Origin of the sequence: Nonomuraea africana, assembly GCF_014873535.1 — a bacterium.
GTDB lineage: Bacteria > Actinomycetota > Actinomycetes > Streptosporangiales > Streptosporangiaceae > Nonomuraea > Nonomuraea africana.
In genome coordinates, this window is the sequence record NZ_JADBEF010000001.1 from 8,861,535 (window position 1) to 8,879,571 (window position 18,037).

The 18,037-nt window shown below is 69.8% G+C and carries 14 protein-coding genes and 1 other RNA gene; 11 read left to right on the forward strand and 4 right to left on the reverse strand.

Annotated features, from left to right (window positions below; genetic code table 11):
- Window positions 1–2 precede the first annotated feature (2 nt).
- The 3 genes from H4W81_RS42440 to H4W81_RS42450 all read left to right on the forward strand — a co-directional run bounded on the left by H4W81_RS42440 (window position 3) and on the right by H4W81_RS42450 (window position 6,798).
- A complete protein-coding gene (locus tag H4W81_RS42440) occupies window positions 3–4,877 on the forward strand; it encodes an NAD-glutamate dehydrogenase (protein WP_192779955.1) in 4,875 nt (1,624 codons plus the stop codon).
- Window positions 4,878–5,011: 134 nt separating this feature from the next.
- Window positions 5,012–5,977 (forward strand): ATP-binding cassette domain-containing protein, encoded by a 966-nt coding sequence (locus H4W81_RS42445; protein WP_192779956.1) that lies wholly within the window; start codon window positions 5,012–5,014, stop codon window positions 5,975–5,977.
- Complete coding sequence (locus H4W81_RS42450) at window positions 5,974–6,798, forward strand: ABC transporter permease (RefSeq protein WP_192779957.1); 825 nt, start codon at window positions 5,974–5,976, stop codon at window positions 6,796–6,798. Before H4W81_RS42445 ends, H4W81_RS42450 begins: the two co-directional genes overlap by 4 nt.
- 57 nt (window positions 6,799–6,855) lie before the next feature.
- Here H4W81_RS42450 and H4W81_RS42455 read toward each other — a convergent pair whose 3' ends face one another.
- Both H4W81_RS42455 and H4W81_RS42460 read right to left on the reverse strand, forming a co-directional pair.
- Window positions 6,856–7,470 (reverse strand): PadR family transcriptional regulator, encoded by a 615-nt coding sequence (locus tag H4W81_RS42455; RefSeq protein ID WP_192779958.1) that lies wholly within the window; start codon window positions 7,468–7,470, stop codon window positions 6,856–6,858.
- Window positions 7,471–7,544: 74 nt separating this feature from the next.
- Entirely contained in the window at window positions 7,545–8,543 is a 999-nt protein-coding gene (locus tag H4W81_RS42460) for a DUF8094 domain-containing protein (protein WP_192779959.1), read from the reverse strand.
- Window positions 8,544–8,589: 46 nt separating this feature from the next.
- Here H4W81_RS42460 and prfB point away from each other — a divergent pair, with 46 nt between their 5' ends.
- Window positions 8,590–9,702 carry a peptide chain release factor 2 gene (gene prfB, locus H4W81_RS42465; protein WP_192779960.1) on the forward strand — a complete coding sequence of 371 codons (1,113 nt, stop codon included), beginning with the start codon at window positions 8,590–8,592 and terminating at the stop codon, window positions 9,700–9,702.
- Between the two features lie 362 nt (window positions 9,703–10,064).
- Here prfB and H4W81_RS42470 read toward each other — a convergent pair whose 3' ends face one another.
- Entirely contained in the window at window positions 10,065–10,241 is a 177-nt protein-coding gene (locus H4W81_RS42470) for a hypothetical protein (RefSeq protein WP_192779961.1), read from the reverse strand.
- A gap of 214 nt (window positions 10,242–10,455) precedes the next feature.
- Here H4W81_RS42470 and ftsE point away from each other — a divergent pair, with 214 nt between their 5' ends.
- From ftsE to ssrA, 5 genes are all read left to right on the forward strand, one after another.
- Window positions 10,456–11,145 carry a cell division ATP-binding protein FtsE gene (gene ftsE / locus H4W81_RS42475; RefSeq protein WP_192779962.1) on the forward strand — a complete coding sequence of 230 codons (690 nt, stop codon included), beginning with the start codon at window positions 10,456–10,458 and terminating at the stop codon, window positions 11,143–11,145.
- Between the two features lie 19 nt (window positions 11,146–11,164).
- On the forward strand, window positions 11,165–12,076 hold the full coding sequence (gene ftsX / locus H4W81_RS42480) for a permease-like cell division protein FtsX (RefSeq protein ID WP_192779963.1): 912 nt from the start codon (window positions 11,165–11,167) through the stop codon (window positions 12,074–12,076).
- A gap of 22 nt (window positions 12,077–12,098) precedes the next feature.
- Entirely contained in the window at window positions 12,099–12,566 is a 468-nt protein-coding gene (smpB, locus tag H4W81_RS42485; RefSeq protein ID WP_192779964.1) for an SsrA-binding protein SmpB, read from the forward strand.
- A complete protein-coding gene (locus H4W81_RS42490) occupies window positions 12,563–14,434 on the forward strand; it encodes a penicillin-binding transpeptidase domain-containing protein (RefSeq protein ID WP_192779965.1) in 1,872 nt (623 codons plus the stop codon). The genes smpB and H4W81_RS42490 overlap by 4 nt, the downstream gene beginning before the upstream one ends.
- A gap of 320 nt (window positions 14,435–14,754) precedes the next feature.
- Window positions 14,755–15,140: a transfer-messenger RNA gene (ssrA, locus tag H4W81_RS42495) on the forward strand.
- 53 nt (window positions 15,141–15,193) lie between these two features.
- On the opposite strand, the gene H4W81_RS42500 is transcribed toward ssrA, so the two are convergent.
- The gene (locus H4W81_RS42500; protein WP_192779966.1) at window positions 15,194–16,246 is read right to left on the reverse strand and encodes a hypothetical protein; all 1,053 of its coding nucleotides are present in this window, start codon (window positions 16,244–16,246) and stop codon (window positions 15,194–15,196) included.
- A gap of 111 nt (window positions 16,247–16,357) precedes the next feature.
- Here H4W81_RS42500 and H4W81_RS42505 point away from each other — a divergent pair, with 111 nt between their 5' ends.
- Both H4W81_RS42505 and H4W81_RS42510 read left to right on the forward strand, forming a co-directional pair.
- Entirely contained in the window at window positions 16,358–17,392 is a 1,035-nt protein-coding gene (locus H4W81_RS42505; protein ID WP_192779967.1) for a sensor histidine kinase, read from the forward strand.
- Window positions 17,393–17,397: 5 nt separating this feature from the next.
- A complete protein-coding gene (locus tag H4W81_RS42510) occupies window positions 17,398–18,030 on the forward strand; it encodes a response regulator (RefSeq protein WP_397125934.1) in 633 nt (210 codons plus the stop codon).
- The last annotated feature ends 7 nt before the right edge of the window (window positions 18,031–18,037 follow it).

Consider the following 18,037-nt stretch of genomic DNA (forward strand, 5'->3'; position numbering starts at 1 on the left):
ACATGCCGCTCGACGAGGCCAAGGACGAGTTGCTCCAGAACGCGGCGCGGATCGGCGCCACGGGCAGCGACCACGCGAGCCCCGAGGAGGCTCTGGCCTACCTGCGCGTCTACTACCGGCACGTCGCGGCCGAGGACCTCCTCGACCGCGATCCCGTGGACGTGTACGGCCCCGCGATGTCGCACCGGCAGCTGGCCGAGGTGCGCCCGCAGGGCAGGGCGGTGGTGAGGGCGTACACGCCCACTGCCGATGAGCACGGCTGGGACCCGGGCCACTCCGTCATCGAGGTGGTCACCGACGACATGCCCTTCCTGGTCGACTCGGTGACGATGGAGCTCGACAGGCACGGCATCGGCATCCATCTGATCGTCCACCCGCAGATTCGGCTGCGCCGCGACATGACCGGCCGGATCCTCAGCCGTGAACAAGAGGACATCACGGGGATGATGCTGGTCGAGTCGTGGATACACATCGAGGTCGACCGGCAGGCCGATCCCGCGGTGCTCCGGTCGGTCGAGACCGACCTGCAGCGGGTGCTGTCCGACGTGCGGCACGCGGTCGAGGACTTCGCCAAGATGCGGGCGCTTGCCGTACAGACCGCTGAGGACCTGTCGATGAACCCGCCGCCGCTGGAGCCCGCGGAGGTCGAGGACAGCCTCGACCTGCTGCGCTGGCTGGCCGACGGGCACTTCACCTTCCTCGGCTACAGGGAGTACCTGCTGGAGGAGAGCGAGGAGGGTGACGTGCTGCGCGGTGTGCCGGGCGCGGCGCTCGGCATCCTGCGCGCCGACAAGCCAGGCTCGGAGAGCTTCTCCTCGCTGCCGCCCGAGGTGCGGGCCAAGGCCAGGGAGAAGCAGCTGCTGATCATCACCAAGGCCAACTCGCGCGCGACCGTGCACCGGCCGGCCTACCTCGACTACGTCGGGGTCAAGATGTTCTCGCCGGAGGGCGAGGTGATCGGTGAGCGGCGCTTCCTCGGCCTGTTCACCCACGTCGCCTACAACGAGTCGATCTCCAGGATCCCCGTGGTGCGGCGCAAGCTCGCCGAGGTGCTCGACCAGGCGGGGCTGACCGCCGAGAGCCACGACGGCAAGGATCTGATCGAGATCCTCGAGACCTACCCGCGCGGCGAGCTGTTCCAGACGCCGGTGGACGAGCTGGTGCCGATCGCGCTCGGCGTGCTGCGGCTGCGCGAGCGCAAGAAGGTCAAGCTGTTCCTGCGCCGCGACGACTACGGCCGCTACATCTCCTGCCTGGTCTACCTGCCGCGCGACCGCTACACCACCAAGATCCGGCTGAAGATGCAGGACATCCTGCTCAAGGCCCTCGGCGGCACCTCGCTCGACTACAGCGCGATGATCGGCGAGTCGACGCTGGCCCGGCTGCACGTGGTCGTCAGGGGCGAGCGCGGCAAGCCGCTGCCCCAGCACGGCGTCGACGTCGACGAGCTGGAGGCCCGCCTCGCCGCGGTCACCAGGTCGTGGGAGGACGACCTGGCCGCCGCGATCGGCGAGATGGCCACGGAGGAGGAGAGCCCCGCGCTCGTCCGGCGCTACCAGTCGGCCTTCCCCGAGGGGTACAAGGCCGACTTCCCGCCCAAGGTGGCCGTGGTCGACCTGCGCCGCCTGGAGGAACTGATCGGCAAGGGCGCGGACGAGATCGGCATCAACCTCTACGAGCCGTACGACGCCGCCGAGGGGGAGCGGCGGCTGAAGATCTACAAGCTCGACTCGCCGATCTCGCTGTCCCACGTGCTGCCGCTCATCCAGCGGCTCGGCGTCGAGGTCGTGGACGAGCGGCCGTACGAGATCGACCGCGACAACGACCCCGGCACCAAGAACGCCTGGATCTACGACTTCGGGCTGCGCTACACGCCGTCGGCCGAGGTCGACCGCAACGACTTCAAGCGGCTCTTCCAGGAGGCGCTCGGCGCGCTGTGGACCGGCGAGGTGCAGGCCGACAACTTCAACGCTCTCGTCCTGGCCGCCGGGCTGACCTGGGAGCAGGTGGAGATCCTGCGGGTCTACGCCAAGTACCTGCGCCAGGCGGGCAGCACCTTCAGCCAGCGCTACATGGAGCGGGTGCTGCTCGGCAACGTCCGGCTGTCGCGGCTGCTGGTGCGGCTGTTCGAGGCCAGGCTCGACCCGAGGCGCTCCGACGAGCTGCGCGCCGACCTGGGCGAGGCGCTCAACGAGGAGATCCTCGGCGCGCTCGACGAGGTCGCCTCGCTCGACGAGGACCGGATCCTGCGGGCCTACCTGGAGATGATCCAGGCGACGCTGCGGACGAACTACTACCAGCTCGGGGCGGACGGGCGGCGCAAGCCGTACATCTCGCTGAAGTTCGACCCGCAGGCGATCAGCGTGCTGCCGCTGCCCCGCCCGCGCTACGAGATCTTCGTGTACTCACCGCGGGTCGAGGGCGTGCACCTGCGCTTCGGCAAGGTGGCGCGCGGCGGCCTGCGCTGGTCGGACCGCATGGAGGACTTCCGCACCGAGATCCTCGGGCTGGTCAAGGCGCAGATGGTGAAGAACACCGTCATCGTGCCGACCGGCTCGAAGGGCGGCTTCGTGGTGAAGCGCCCGCCTGCCTCCGGCAGCCGCGAGGAGGTCATGGCCGAGGGCGTCGCCTGCTACCGGATGTTCATCTCCGGCCTGCTCGACCTCACCGACAACCTGGTCGACGGCCGCGTGGTGCCGCCCAAGGACGTCGTACGGCACGACGGCGACGACACCTACCTCGTCGTCGCGGCCGACAAGGGCACCGCGACCTTCTCCGACATCGCCAACAGCGTCTCCAAGGAGTACGGCTTCTGGCTGGGCGACGCCTTCGCCTCGGGCGGCTCCATCGGCTACGACCACAAGGCGATGGGCATCACCGCCCGCGGCGCGTGGGAGTCGGTGAAGTACCACTTCCGCACGATCGGCGTCGACGTCCAGGCCACGGACTTCACCGTGGCCGGCATCGGCGACATGTCGGGTGACGTGTTCGGCAACGGCATGCTGCTGTCGCAGCACATCCGCCTGGTCGCCGCCTTCGACCACCGCCACATCTTCGTCGACCCCGACCCCGACGCGAGCGCCTCCTTCGCCGAGCGGCAGCGGCTGTTCGCGCTGCCGCGCAGCTCGTGGGCCGACTACGCGCCGGACCTGATCTCCGCCGGCGGCGGCGTCTTCTCGCGCGCCGCCAAGTCGATCCCGATCACGCCGCAGATGCGGGCCGCCCTGGGGATCTCGGCCGACGTCACGGCACTGCAGCCCAACGAGCTGATCAGCGCCATCCTGCGCGCACCCGTCGACCTGCTCTGGAACGGCGGCATCGGCACCTACGTCAAGGCCTCGTCCGAGTCCAACGCCGACGTCGGTGACAAGGCCAACGACGCGCTGCGCGTCAACGCGGCCGACCTGCGCTGCAAGGTGATCGGCGAGGGCGGCAACCTGGGCTTCACCCAGCTGGCCCGCATCGAGTTCGCGCTGAACGGCGGGCTGGTCAACACCGACTTCATCGACAACTCGGCAGGCGTCGACACCTCCGACCACGAGGTGAACATCAAGATCCTGCTCGACCAGGTGGTCCGCGACGGCGAGCTCACCGACAAGCAGCGCAACCAGGTCTTCACCTCCATGACCGACGAGGTCGCCGACCTGGTGCTGCGCGACAACTACGCGCAGAACGTGGTGCTCGCCGCGGCCCGCGCGCAGGCGCCGGAGATGCTCCACATCCACGCCCGGTACCTGCGCCGCCTCGAACGCGAGGGGCTGGTCAACAGGGATCTGGAGTTCCTGCCGTCGGACAAGACGCTCGCCGAGCGCCGTCAGGCGGGCATCGGGCTGACCGCGCCCGAGTTCTCCGTCCTGCTGGCCTACACCAAGCTGGTGGTCGACGCCGAGGTGCTCGGCTCCGACCTGCCGGACGACCCGTACCTGGCCTCCTGGCTGGTGTCCTACTTCCCCTCGGCCCTGCGCGAGCGCTTCCGCACCTACATGGACGCCCACCCGCTGCGCCGCGAGATCATCACCACCTGCGTGGTGAACGAGCTCGTCAACTCCACGGGCACCACGTTCATGTTCCGCTTCGGCGAGGAGACCGGCGCCTCCTCCCAGGACATCGCGCGGGCCTACCTGGTCACCAGGGAGGTCTTCGACCTGCCCAGCTTCACCAAGGGCGTGGAGTCCCTGGACAACAAGGTCGACACCCGCACCCAGCTCGCCATGCTGCTGGAGTCGCGCAAGCTGGCCGAACGGGGCACCCGCTGGCTGCTCGGCAACCGGCGCCCGCCGCTCGATCTGGCCGGATCGGTGAGCTTCTTCGTGAAGGGCGTCAACGGCCTGCTCACCCACCTGCCGAAGATGCTGACCGGGCCCGACCTGGCCGCCTACGAGGACCGTCGCGACAGCTTCATCGCCCGTGGCGTGCCCGCGGAGCTGGCCGAGCGGGCCGCGGCCATGGTGCCCGCCTACTCCACCTTCGACCTGGTGGAGATCTCCTCGCTCACGGGCCGTCCGGTCAACGAGGTCGCCGAGGTCTACTTCGACCTCGCCGACCGGCTCCAGCTCGCGAGGCTGCGGGAGCGCGTCATCGCGCTGCCGCGCGACAACCGCTGGAACTCCATGGCGCGCTCGTCGCTGCGCGACGACCTCTACTCGGCGCACGCCTCGCTCACGCGTGACGTGCTGGCCCACAGCTCGCCGGGGAGCTCGCCGGAGGAGCGGCTGGCCACGTGGACCGAGGGCAACTCGGCGGCGGTCTCCAGGGCCCGCCAGACGCTGTCGGAGATCTGGGAGAGCGACAACTTCGACCTCGCGACGCTGTCGGTGGCCCTCCGCGCGATCCGCACCCTGGTCGCCACCAGCAACCTGCCCCACACGGAGCGGTAACGAGCCGCCGCCCGGGACGCACCACCCGCGTCCCGGGTTTCCGGGGCCTAGCTATTCAAGTTTGACCAGTAGCGCGGGGAGGGCTAGCCTGAATGCCCAGTAGTCAAATTTGACCACTAGTCCCGGGAGGGTGTGTGGCAGGTCGGGAGCAAGCGATCATCGCGGAAGGACTCCGGAAGACCTACGGCGCGAAGAAGGCCCTGAACGGCCTGAACATGACTGTGCCGAGCGGCACGGTGCACGGCGTGCTCGGCCCCAACGGCGCCGGCAAGACGACGTTCGTCCGCACCCTCGCCACCCTGCTGCGGGTGGAGGGCGGGCGGGCGCAGGTGGCCGGGATCGACGTCGCCCGGCACCCGGACGAGGTGCGCAGGCGGATCGGACTGCTCGGACAGGCCGCCGCGCTGGACGAGGACCTGTCGGGCCGGCAGAACCTCGAGCTGTTCGGCCGCCTCCACCACCTCGGCGCGCGCCGGGCGGCCGCTCGGGCCGGCGAGCTGCTGGAGCGGTTCGGTCTCGCCGACACCGGCCGCAAACCCGTCAAGGCCTACAGCGGCGGCATGCGGCGCCGTCTCGACCTGGCGGTCTCGCTCATTATCCACCCGCAGATCCTGTTCCTGGACGAGCCGACCGCGGGCCTGGACCCGCGGGGCCGTACCGAGGTGTGGAACGCGGTGCGCTCGCTGGTCGGGGGCGGCACGACCGTCCTGCTGACCACCCAGTACCTGGAGGAGGCCGACCAGCTCGCCGACCGGATCTCGCTGATCGACAGCGGCCGGGTGATCGCCGACGGCACCGCCGACGAGCTCAAGGCGAAGGTGGGCGGCGACCGGATCGAGGTGGTCGTGCACGACGCGGGACAGGTGGCGGCCGCGGCCGCCGTGCTGGCCGGGATCCCCGGCGTCGGGGCGGTGGACCGCGACGAGGACGGCCGCAGGGTCAGCGCGCCGGTCGCCGACCGGATGGGCGCGCTGACCCGCGTCGTGCGCACGCTGGAGGACGCCGGCATCGAGGTCGAGGACCTGGCGGTGCGGCGCCCGACTCTGGACGAGGTGTTCATGCAGTTGACCGGCGGCGACCACGAGGAGGAGTCCGCATGACGACGACCGCGGTGCCGGCGCGGCCCACCGGAGGGGGCGCCGGCTGGTGGCTGGCCGACTCCTGGACCATGACGCGGCGTGAGCTGGCCCGCTGGGCGCGCCAGCCCGCGCGGGTGGCGATCGGCCTGACCTTCCCGGTGATGATGCTGGTGATGTTCGCCTACTTCATCGGCGGCGGCATGCGGGTCGCCGGGGGCGGCGACTACAAGGAGTTCCTGGTTCCCGGCATGCTCGTGCTCACCATGGCCTTCGGTCTTGAAGGCACGATGACCGCGATCACCCAGGACCTCAACAAGGGCGTCATCGACCGCTTCCGCTCCATGCCCATGGCGCCGTCGGCGGTCCTGGTCGGCCGCAGCCTCGCGGACATGCTCGAATCGGTGGTCAGCGTGCTGATCGTGATCGGCGCCGGCCTCGCGATCGGCTGGCGCTGGCACGGCTCCTTCGCCGCGGCCCTCGGCGCGGTCGGTCTGCTGCTCCTGCTGCGCTTCGCGATGCTGTGGTGCGGCATCTGGCTTGGGCTGATCGTCGGCAGGCCCGAACTGATCATGGCCGTGCAGATCCTCGTCTGGCCCGTCGCCTTCAGCTCCAGCGCCTTCGCCTCGCCCGAGTTCATGCCCGGCTGGCTCGGGGCGATCGCCGAATGGAACCCGATGACGGCCTCCGCCACCGCGGTACGCGACCTGTTCGGCAACCCCGGCGTGGCGGGCGCCTCCTGGGCCGCGCAGCACGCCCACCTGCTGGCCGTGGCGTGGCCCCTCCTCCTGCTCGCGATCGCCTTCCCTCTGGCGGCGGCCCGCTTCCGCGGACTCAGCCGCTGAGCCGGCCGTCGGCCCCGATACCGGGCGGCCGGCCCGCCCGGTTCCGGTCCGGTGAGATCAGGCCTCCCGCGGGTGCTCGTGCTCCTCGGCGAGCACCCCCGCGAACCGGTCGCCACCCTCATCGGCGAAGACGTACGCCCCGCCCTCGATCCGCTCGATCAGCCCACGCGTCCACTCCGCGCCGACATCTGACGAGTGCACCCACATGTGCATGATCTCGCCGATGTGCCCCCACTGCCCAGGGCCGTCCTCCGGCCTGTAGTGCTCGGTCACCGACCGCCGCCACTCCTCGAGGCCCTTGAGACGCTGCTTCAGCAGGGCGACGGCCTCCTCCCGCGGCAGGTCGACGATGAAGCCGATGCCGGCCGAGAGCAGATCCATCTTGTCGCGCGTGGTGAGCGCCTCGCGCAGCAGCGTGAAGTACTCGGCGGTGCCCTTCTCCGTGACCTCGTACTCGGTTCTCGGCGGGCCGCCGGCCGTGCTGGGCGCCGTCTCGTAGGCGTGCAGGAATCCCTGCTTCGCCATCTGCTTCAGCGCGTGGTAGATCGAACCGGGTTTGGTGTTCGACCACTCGTCGGCGCCCCAGAACTCGAGGTCGTTGCGCACCTGATAGCCGTGGGCCCGCCCGTGCAGCCGCACCGCGCCCAGAACCAGCAACCGGATCGCCGACATCCACGCACTCCTTTCTATTCAACTTTGACTAGCCTATGTCGCGTCAGCGCGCCAAGCCTGATCAGCCGCGCGGGTTACTCGCCGCTGGCCTTGGTGATGGAGCCGTCGTAGGCGATCACCGTGGCCGCCGAGGCGGGCGGGACCGTGGCGACGTACTGGTGCGTCTCGTAGATCTTCATGTTGTCCCTGTACTGGTCCTTGCCCAGGGCCCAGCGCCCTTCGGGCGGGACCGGCAGGAACGGGCTGATGGACACCACGCTGGCCATCGAGGTCGTCCTGAGCAGGGAGTACTGCACGAGCGCGCCGCCGTCGACCGTGCGCAGCGCGTAGACGGGGTAGTCGGCCGCGCTGAAGATCGAGTCGTAGCTGAAGCCCTCCTTCCTGAACGCGGTGCGGTTGTCGGCGATCTCCGCGGCGGTCTCGGTGGTGTAGGGGCCAGGTGCGATCAGCCCCGCGGCGATGCCGGCGGGGCCGCGCTCGGCGATGGTGGCGTGGAGCGGGGCGATGTAGCGAGGGCTGATCTGCACGCCCTTGTCGTCGGCGCCGACGGCCTCCGCGTAGCCCGCGGCGTCGTGCTTCACCTCGGGCAGCCGCTCGCCCGGCAGGAGGACGGAGAGCGCGCTCAGCCGCCAGTCGGTCCCCTTGGCGAAGGTGAGGACGGCGGTGCGGTCGTCGCGGGGGACCACGACGGAGAACCACAGCGGCTCGTCGGGACGCAGGCGGGGCACCAGGAAGGTGGGTGTGCCCCAGGTGTGGCGGGGAGGACGATCGTCGGTCGACGCGAAGTCCGCCGCGGTGAGGTCGACCCGGCCGTCGCGGGCGAGCTCCTTGCCCAGCCGCCGGTCACCCGCCGCGCGGAGCACGTCGTCGGTGAGGGTGTACTCGGAGAAGGCGTTGGCCGCCTCGCTCAGCGAGACCCCGGGGGCGACGGACGGAACCGTCGGGGTGACGGTCGCGGAGGTGGTCGCCGCGACCGGAGAGGGGGTCGGTTCGCCAGATCCAGAACAGGCCGTCGCCGCGGCCAGCAGACCGGCGGCGAGAGCCAACGACCGCAGCCCCCCGTATGCACGCACGTCGCCATGTTATGGGGTGCGCGCAGGTCGCGTACCCTTGGTAGACGTGGCAGACATCGATCCGGCAGAAGAGATCAGCGCGCTCGCGGGCACCCTGCGGAGCATTCAGGACGTTCTCGACCTCGACTCCATGCGCAAGCAGATCGAGGAGCTGGAGCAGCAGGTCGCCGCACCTGATCTGTGGGACGACCCCGACCAGGCGCAGAAGGTCACCAGCAAACTCTCCCACCTGCAGGGCGAGCTCAACCGCGTCGAGGCGCTGGGGCGCAGGCTCGACGACCTGACGGTCCTGTTCGAGCTGGCCGCCGAGGAGGACGACGCCGACACGAGGGTGGAGGCCGACAAGGAGCTGGCGGCGCTGCGCTCCGACATCGGCGCGATGGAGGTCCGCACCCTGCTGTCGGGCGAGTACGACGCCCGCGAGGCGCTCGTCACCATCAACTCCCAGGCCGGTGGCGTCGACGCGGCCGACTGGGCCGAGATGCTGCTGCGCATGTACCTGCGCTGGGCCGAGCGCAAGGGCTACTCCACCGAGGTCTACGACACCTCCTACGCCGAAGAGGCCGGCATCAAGTCCGCCACCTTCGCCGTGAAGGCGCCCTACGCCTACGGCACGCTGCGCGGCGAGCACGGCACCCACCGCCTGGTCCGCATCAGCCCCTTCGACAACCAGGGCCGCCGCCAGACCTCGTTCGCGGGCGTCGACATCGTGCCGGTCGTCGAGCAGACCGACCACATCGACATCAACGAGGACGACCTGCGCGTCGACGTCTACCGCTCCAGCGGCCCCGGCGGCCAGGGCGTCAACACCACCGACTCGGCGGTGCGCATCACCCACATCCCGACCGGCATCGTGGTCTCCTGCCAGAACGAGCGCTCCCAGCTGCAGAACCGCGCCTCGGCGATGAACGTCCTGCAGGCCAAGCTGCTCGAGCGCAAGCGGCAGGAGGAGGCGGAGAAGATGTCGGAGCTGCGCGGCGCCTCGACCACGTCGTGGGGCACGCAGATCCGCAACTACGTGCTGCACCCCTACCAGATCGTGAAGGACCTGCGCACGGCACACGAGGCCGGCAACCCGACCGCGGTCCTCGACGGCGACCTCGACGGCTTCATCGAGAGCGAGATCCGCTGGATGCGCCGCCAGGAGTCGGCGGAATAACGCACCACGGCACGACGGCACACGGGGGCGCGCCTCGAGGGGCGCACTCCTGACGGGTGAGACGCGGGCTGGGGCTCTCCGGGCGTGGCCGCGCTTCGGCTGCGCCCTGGCGGGCTCCTCGAGAGAGTGCGCTTCTGGCGTGGGATGCGGGCCCAGGAACTTCGGGTGTGGAGGCGCGGGCTGAGGGTCTTCGGCGGCGCCCAACGGCGGGTGACCGGTGAACGGTGACGGGCAGACCACCCAGGGGCAGAACGGACGACGTGGCGGCGCTCAGCCGAAGTCCTGCTGGAGGACGCGTGAGAGACGGACGGCAACCGATGACCAGCGGTGGCCGAGACCTGGCCTGCCGTACAAAAAGATGATCAAAGCAGGTGCTGGATCGCCAGGGAGAGGAAGAGGAGGGCGATCAGGGCGGCGAGGATCAGCATCGGAGAGATCCCGTGCACGTGCATACGCTCACGGTTGGCGCGGCACAGCGCGCAGCGACCCTCGATGACCGGGTGGGCGCACTGGGCGCAGACGAGGTGTTCGCAACTCATGTCACCCTCCACTGTAGACGGTTCTCAGGCAACAGAATCGTTTTGTTTCCGTTATGGACGTTCCATGCCAGTCTTCCCCCTAGACTGTCCTGCAGCCAAGCGGAACGTCGATCATCAGTAAAGATGGGCGTCCCCGCTGGCGGGCGGTGGGAAGTGGGCATGTGCCACCCTCGCTTCCGTCCCGACCCCTAGACTGGCACGTCGTGATGCGCTCGTGATCCATTTCGATAATGTCACCAAGGTCTACGCGAACCAGAACAGGCCCGCTCTCGACCACGTGTCTGTAGACGTGGACAAGGGCGAGTTCGTGTTCCTCGTCGGTCCCTCGGGATCCGGGAAGTCCACCTTCCTGCGGCTGATCCTCAAGGAGGAGAGGCCCAACTCCGGTGCGATCCATGTCGCCGGCAAGGATCTCGGGAAGCTGTCCAACTTCAAGGTGCCGCACCTGCGCCGCCGCATCGGCTGCGTGTTCCAGGACTTCAGGCTGCTCCCCAACAAGAACGTCTACGAGAACGTGGCGTTCGCTCTCGAGGTCATCGGCAAGCCCAGGCGGTTCATCCGCAAGGTCGTGCCCGAGGTCATCGAGCTGGTCGGTCTTGAGGGCAAGGCACACCGCATGCCCGACGAGCTGTCAGGTGGCGAGCAGCAGCGGGTCGCGATGGCCCGCGCGTTCGTGAACAGGCCGATGATCCTGCTGGCCGACGAGCCGACAGGAAACATCGACCCCGCCACGAGCATCGGCATCATGAAGGTGCTCGACAGGATCAACAGGACCGGCACCACTGTCGTCATGGCCACGCACGACGCCGCCATCGTCGACTCCATGCGCAAGCGGGTCGTGGAGCTGGAGGACGGAAAGATCGTCCGCGACCAGTCGCGTGGCGTCTACGGCCAGGCGTACTAACAGGAGTTATAGGCAGAACATGCGGGCGAACTTCATCCTCTCCGAGGTCTGGATCGGCCTCCGTCGCAACCTGACCATGACGATCGCGGTAATCGTCACCGTGGCTGTCGCCATGGCCCTGCTGGGCGTCGGGTTGATGATCAACGCCCAGGTCGGCCTGATGAAGGACTTCTGGTCCGACAAGGTCGAGGTCTCGGTCTACCTGTGCAAGAAGGACTCTCCCTTCGAAAAGTGCAAGGCCTCCCCCAAGGGGGTCAGCGACGCCGAGCGCGCTCAGCTCCAGCAGCAGCTGGAGGGTCTGCCCCAGGTCGAGAAGGTCTTCCACGAGAACCAGGCGATGGCCTTCGACAACTTCAAGAAGGCGCAGTCGGCCAACTCGATCCTGGCGCAGGTCGTCGACGTCAAGGACATGCCGGAGTCGTTCCGCGTCAAGCTGAAGAACCCCGACGAGTACCAGGACGTCATCACCGCCGCCAACGGCATGAAGGGCGTCTCCACGGTCATCGACCAACGGGCCCAGCTGGAGAACTTCTTCGGGATGCTGGAGAAGCTCCGCTACGCGGCGCTGGCCGTGGCGCTGATCCTGGTCCTGGCGGCGATCCTGCTGATCGGCAACACCGTCAGGCTCTCGGCGTTCAACCGGCGCAGGGAGACGGGCATCATGCGGCTGGTCGGCGCCTCCAACCTCTACATCCAACTGCCGTTCGTGATGGAGGGCATGATCGCCGGTCTGATCGGCGGTGTGGTCTCCGCGGTCATGCTGATCGTCGCGAAGGTCTTCCTGTTCGAGGGGACCACCTCGGCGTTCGCCGCCAACAGCCAGCTCGGATGGAACGACGTGGCCTGGGTCATCACGCTCACCATGGTGATCGGCGTGGTGATCTGTGTGCTCGCGTCGTTCGTGACGCTCCGCCGTTACCTGCGGGTCTGACGAACCCGGGTAAGGTCGAAGCATGCCACGTGAGACCGGGCGCAAGCTCATCGCCCAGAACAAGCGTGCCCGCCACGACTACAACGTCGACGAAACCTTCGAGGCGGGTCTGGTGCTGCAGGGCACCGAGGTGAAGTCGTTGCGGGCGGGCAAGGCGTCGCTGGTCGACGGCTACGCCTCCATCGACGACGGCGAGGCGTGGCTGCTCAACGTCTTCATCCCCGAATACTCCCAGGGGACGTGGACGAACCACGCCGCCCGCCGCAAGCGCAAGCTCCTGCTCAACCGCAAGGAGATCGACAAGCTCGCCGCCAAGGTCAAGGAGGGCGGGCTGACGATCGTGCCGCTGTCGCTCTACTTCAAGGACGGCAGGGCCAAGATCGAGATCGGTCTCGCGCGCGGTAAGAAGGACTGGGACAAGCGGCAGACGCTGAAGGAGCAGCAGGACAAGCGGGAGATGGCGCGGGCGATCCGCCATCGCGCCCGATGAGGGCTCGCGCTCGCAGGGTCCTGGCCGTTGCCGCCACGATGGCGGTCGCGGGCACGACGCTGACCGGCTGTTTCGAGGAGCCGTCCGCGCACGAGGCGGTGCGCGACTTCCTCGTCGGCTGGCAGTCAGGCGACTACGACCTGGCTGCCGGCCGTACCGACGGTGATCCCGCCGTGGTACGCAAGGCGCTGCACGACGCCCGCGTCCACCTCGACGCGGCCTCCTTCCGCTTCCACATCAGGAGCCTGACGGAGAACGGCGGCGAGTCGATCGCCGACTTCGATGCCGAGGTCGACCTGGGCGAGAACAACTCGCTCTGGGAGTACACCAGCAGGCTGCCGCTCCACCTGGTCGACGGGGTGTGGAAAGTGCGGTGGTCGCCGAGCGTCATCCATCCGCAGCTGAAGGAGGGTCAGCGCTTCGCGGTCGATCCCAAGCCCGAGGTGCGCCGGCCGGTGCTCGACCGCACGGGTGAGCCGCTGCAGGCCGACACCACCCTCTACGTGGCCGGCGTGACCCCTGCCACCCTCGGCGACAACGCCGAGAAGGTGGGCGAGCAACTCGCCGCGCTCACCGGGTTCGCCCAGGACCGGCTGCTGAGCCGCATCAGGTCGGCGCCGCCCCGCACGTTCGTGCCGCTCGTCACCTTCGGCTGGCGCAAGTACGCCTCGCTCAAGTCCAAGCTCGACGACATCCCCGGCGTGACCATCGACGAGCAGAAGCAGCCCGTCGCGCCGGCGCCGCCCGAGCAGATCGTGGGCAGGGTGAGCGCCCTGACCGCCGAGAGCGAGCAGGAGCTCGGCGGCCCGCAGCGGGCGGGCGACTCCGTCGGCCTGTCCGGCCTGCAGAAGGCCTACCAGGACCACCTGACCGGATCCACCCAGACCTCGGTGATCACGCTCGACCTCAAGACGGGCGAGCAGGTCGCCGAGCTGAAGAAGTGGCCTGGCCGGCCCAACGCGCCGGTCGAGACCACGATCGACAGCTCGATCCAGGCCGCGTCGGAGACCGCGCTGGCCGGCACCCGCTCCGCCGTGATGGTCGCGGTCAAGGCGTCGACGGGTGAGGTGCTGGCGGTGAGCGCTTCGGACAACGTCAAGGAGGACAAGGCGCTGGCGGGCAAGTATCCAGCGGGCAACGCCTTCTCGATCATCGCGGCCGAGGCGCTACTGAGAAAAGGCGTCAAGCCGAGCCAGCGGCTGGCCTGCCCGGCGGAGCGTACGGTCGGCGGGGCCAGGTTCGAGCAGACGGGCCTGACCGCCGGCGGCACCCAGAGCTTCCAGAGCAGCTTCGCCCGCAGCTGCGTGACGGCGCTGGCCGCGCTGGCGCGCAGGGTCAGCGGCGACGACCTGGACAAGAGCGCGGCCGACCTCGGCATCGGCAAGCCGTGGAAGCTGCCGCTGAACTCCTTCAGCGGCAAGGTGGGCGACCTCGACAGCGACGCCGACAAGGCCAAGGCCATCGCCGGGCAGAACGTCGAGGTGAGCCCGCTGGCGATGGCGCTGGTGGCGGGGGCCGTCGCCTCCGGCACCTGGCATCCGCCACTGCTGGTCACCAAGCCGCCGACGCCCGATCCCGCCGCTGAGGTGCTGCCCACCACGCCGCCCGCTCCCGTGGCGCTCGACGCCAAGGTGCTGCCGGTGCTGCGGGCGATGATGCGCTCAGGCGTCCGTTCGGGCACGGCCGGCGCGGCGGCCGCGGGTGGTGAGCCGGTCCACGGGATCGCCGCTCCCGTGACGGGCAAGAGCAAGAACCAGGCGTGGTTCGTCGGCTGGCAGGGGGATGTGGCGGTGGCCGTCCTGGCCGAGAACGCCGACCCCGCGGCCTACGCGGGCCGCTTCTTCGCGGCCGTGCGTGACCCTGCGTGAAAACTTCCTCACGCTGAGCAACCATTGGCGGCCGGATCTGCGTCTTCCTAAGTGACCGGGCCCGCTCGGGGGGTTGCGGACCTGGTCGCCGTGATGAGTTCAGGACTTCATCTCGGGGGAAGTCCTGCCGTCCGGACCGGCGTGACCCTGCCGGTCGCCCCCGGAGACGTGCGCCGTCTTGCCGCGTCTCCGGGGGTTCGCCGTGTTCCGCCAGGTGACGGGTTCTCCGAAGAGGGCAGGGAATTCGGTTGGCGTTCCCCGTGTTGTCACATGTATCGTCATCTTGCTCGGCCGTTCGCGGCCGTGTTGACAACTGCACAGGGGGTGATCGGTTTCGACTTCGACTTTGCAAGTCAGGTGAAGCGGGCCGAGGACTGCGGACATAACCTCGTTAATCCTGTGACCGCAAACCAATAAGTGCCAACTCCAAGCGCACTGAGGTCAGCCAGGGTTCCCTGGCTCTCGCTGCCTAAGTAGCGAAACCTCTGTCAGCCCGGGCATGCCTTCGGCCCGGGACCTGGCATCGTTAGAAGGCTCCACCGCTCGACCCGGCCACGGGGGAGAGCGGGAAATCAAACAGTGGCTGAGCCTGTCGGCAACACGCCTGCGTGAGTGCCGGGGCTGAGAAAACGTTAAGCAGGCTGCGCCCGGAGAAGCCCTGCCTTGGGGTTGAAGGACGCGGGTTCGATTCCCGCCACCTCCACCGATCGGCGAAGGCCGGTGTCACGTCTGTGACACCGGCCTTTCGCATGTCATGGGCTAGTTCCCGCCACGCAGGCAGCGGGCGCAGCGCCCGCGTCTGCGCAGGTGGTAGGCGAGGGCCGCGGCGGCCAGGGCGGCGCCCCAGAGGGGCCAGAAGCACTCGGGCAGCCAGGCGCCCCACTCGGCGACATCGAACGCCCCTGCCAGCGCCCGCCGCAGGTAGGTCAGGCCGGCGACCGTGATGATGATCGCGACGAGGGTGGCGGGGACGATGGCCAGCGGCGGAGGGACCCGCCTGCCGCGCAACCAGGGGATCCAGCGGGGGAAGATCTCGCCCCAGCGCTGGACCAGCCCGAGGGTGAGCACGCCGCCGAGGGCGCCGAAGGTGGCCAGGTAGGCGCCTGCCAGCCAGATGCCGGGAGCCTCCTTGTCGCCCTGGTCGAGGAAGTCCTGGCTCACCCCCAGCGGGATGTTCAGCGCCCAGGCCCACCGGGTGGCACAGTAGATCAGCGGCGTCACGACGGCGACGGCGACGGCCACGCGTCCCCAGCGGGCGGCCGAGGCGGGAGTGGTCCAGCCGGTGTCCTCGTCGGCGCGCCCGCACGAGCCGCACGCGTCGCGGCGGCGGCGCTGGGCGTTCAGCGCGGCCCCCGCCAGCAGGACGCCGCCGAGCACGCACAGCAGCTGGTTGAGCACCGGCCATGGCCAGACGTCGCCCAGCCCGATCTGCCCCCACGGCCCGTCGAGGAAGATCGCGACCGTCATCAGCGGCGTGTAGGCGACGCCCATCATGAGGCGGGAGTCGGGGATCACCACGGCGAGGAAGGCCGCCAGCGGCCACGCGGCGAACACGGCGGCCCGCTGGACGGCGCGGCCGCCCGTCGCGAGCGCCAGTGCGGTGACCGCGCAGAGGAGGCCGAAGGCGGCCACCCACCAGCCGCCAGGGTCGGGGGAGAGCCCCGCGAGGATGGAGAGCACGCCGTCGGGGTCGGGATCGCTCGCGCCCCAGGGGAAGCCGGGAGCGCCGAGCGCCCAGGCCACGCCGGTCACCGTGTAGCCGGCCGACCAGGCGACCGCCGCGTGCCCGGCCCTCGAGATGATCGTTGTCATGCCTTCAGCCTCGGGCGGGGCGGGGGTCGCGGGCCATGTGCCGTTCGGCAGGTTGTGGCGGCTCCGGAGGACGTTGCCCGTGCCGTTCGGCATGTCCGTATCGTGGCTGCGGTGAACATCGGCAGCTTCGGGATGGTGGCCGCCGTGGCGGCGCTGGCGTGGGTGGTCGGCAGGAGGGAGCGCGGTCGCGCCCACCTGCCGGCGGCGGTGAGCCTGGCGGCCGTCGTCTCCCTCGTGGTGACGCTCTCGTTCGTGAGCGCCGGGCCGCGCAGGGGCGAGGACCTGTGGGGGCTGGTGGAGAGTCTCACGTTGATCGCGCTGCTCGGCCTGATGGCCAGGTGGTCCCCGGTACGGCAGGCCGTGCCCGCGGGGGTGCTGGGCGGGGTGGCGGCCTCGACGTGGCTGCTGAGGTACGTCATGCCCGCCTCGCCGCTGGAGGGGATCGGCATGTGCGCCTTCTGGGCGCTCGGTGTGCTGGCCGCCGTCGGGGTCGGCGGCTACCTGCGCTCTCTCGACACGCGGCGGGTGCGGGCGGTGCGGGACGAGCGCGCCGCGCAGCGGCTGCGGCTGGCCAGGGACCTGCACGACTTCGTCGCCCACGACGTCAGCGAGATGGTGGCGCAGGCCCAGGCGGGTCAGGTGGTCGGCGTCGGCGACAGCGTCGGCAGCCGGGCGCAGGCGCTGGCGGCGCTCCAGCGGATCGAGCAGGCGGGGCTGCGCGCGATGGCGACGCTGGATCGCACGGTGCTGGAGCTCCACGCGGGTCCGGGGTTGGAAGGGCTGGCCGAGCTGGCCGCCAGGTTCTCCTCGGCCGGGCCGGCCCGCGTCGAGCTGTCCGTGGACGAGCGGCTCGACGTGCCCGAGGAGACGGCCGCCTTGGCGTACCGGATCGTGGTGGAGGCGTTGACCAACGTGCGCCGCCACGCTCCCGAGGCGACGCTGGTGGAGGTCGCGGTGAGGGACGAGGGCGGGATGCTCGAGGTGAGCGTGGACGACGACGGAGGCGGCGGCACGCGGGAGTCGGGACGCGGCGGATTCGGGCTGCCCTCGCTGACCGCGCAGGCGGAGTCGATGGGCGGGCGGCTGCGGGCGTCGCCGGCCGAGGGAGGGTGGACGCTGGTGGCGCGGCTGCCTCTGGCACCATGAACGGCGTGTCCACCCGCATCCTCATCGCCGACGACCAGGAAGGCATCCGCGGCGCGTTCCGGCTCATCCTCGACGCCCAGCCCGACATGACCGTCGTCGCCGAGGCGGCCGACGGGCTCTCGGCCATCGAGACCGCGCTCCAGGTGCGTCCCGACGTGGTGCTCGCCGACATCAGGATGCCGAAGGCCGATGGCATCGAGGTGACGCGGGCGCTGGCCGAGACCGGCATCCACGTCGTGGTCGTCACCACGTTCGGGCAGGAGGACTACGTGCGGGCCGCGCTGCGGCACGGGGCCTCGGGGTTCGTGCTCAAGCGGTCGGGTCCCACGCTGCTCGTCGAGGCCGTGCGGGCGGCGATGAGCGGCGACATGCTGATCAGCCCGCAGCTCACGGTCGGGCTGCTGCGCGAGAGCGCCGTGCGGGACGGGCCGCGGGAGGCCGGGCTCACCGAGCGCGAGGACGACGTCGTCCGCCTCGTCGCCCAGGCCAAGACCAACGCCGAGATCGCCGAGGAGCTGTTCCTGTCCCCGGGCACGGTCAAGAACCACATCGCCAGCATCCAGCGCAAGCTGGGTGTGAAGAACAGGGTCGGCATCGCGGCCTGGGCCTGGCACACCGGCAGGGCACATACGCCGTGATTCGGTA

What these genes read in the sequence shown, in the direction of transcription:
- H4W81_RS42440 (WP_192779955.1), top strand. Translation starts at nt 3, where the DNA reads ATGCCGCTCGACGAGGCCAAGGACGAGTTGCTCCAGAACGCGGCGCGG.
- H4W81_RS42450 (WP_192779957.1), top strand. Translation starts at nt 5,974, where the DNA reads ATGACGACGACCGCGGTGCCGGCGCGGCCCACCGGAGGGGGCGCCGGC.
- H4W81_RS42455 (WP_192779958.1), bottom strand. Translation starts at nt 7,470, where the DNA reads ATGTCGGCGATCCGGTTGCTGGTTCTGGGCGCGGTGCGGCTGCACGGG.
- H4W81_RS42470 (WP_192779961.1), bottom strand. Translation starts at nt 10,241, where the DNA reads ATGAGTTGCGAACACCTCGTCTGCGCCCAGTGCGCCCACCCGGTCATC.
- ftsX (WP_192779963.1), top strand. Translation starts at nt 11,165, where the DNA reads ATGCGGGCGAACTTCATCCTCTCCGAGGTCTGGATCGGCCTCCGTCGC.
- smpB (WP_192779964.1), top strand. Translation starts at nt 12,099, where the DNA reads ATGCCACGTGAGACCGGGCGCAAGCTCATCGCCCAGAACAAGCGTGCC.
- H4W81_RS42490 (WP_192779965.1), top strand. Translation starts at nt 12,563, where the DNA reads ATGAGGGCTCGCGCTCGCAGGGTCCTGGCCGTTGCCGCCACGATGGCG.
- H4W81_RS42500 (WP_192779966.1), bottom strand. Translation starts at nt 16,246, where the DNA reads ATGACAACGATCATCTCGAGGGCCGGGCACGCGGCGGTCGCCTGGTCG.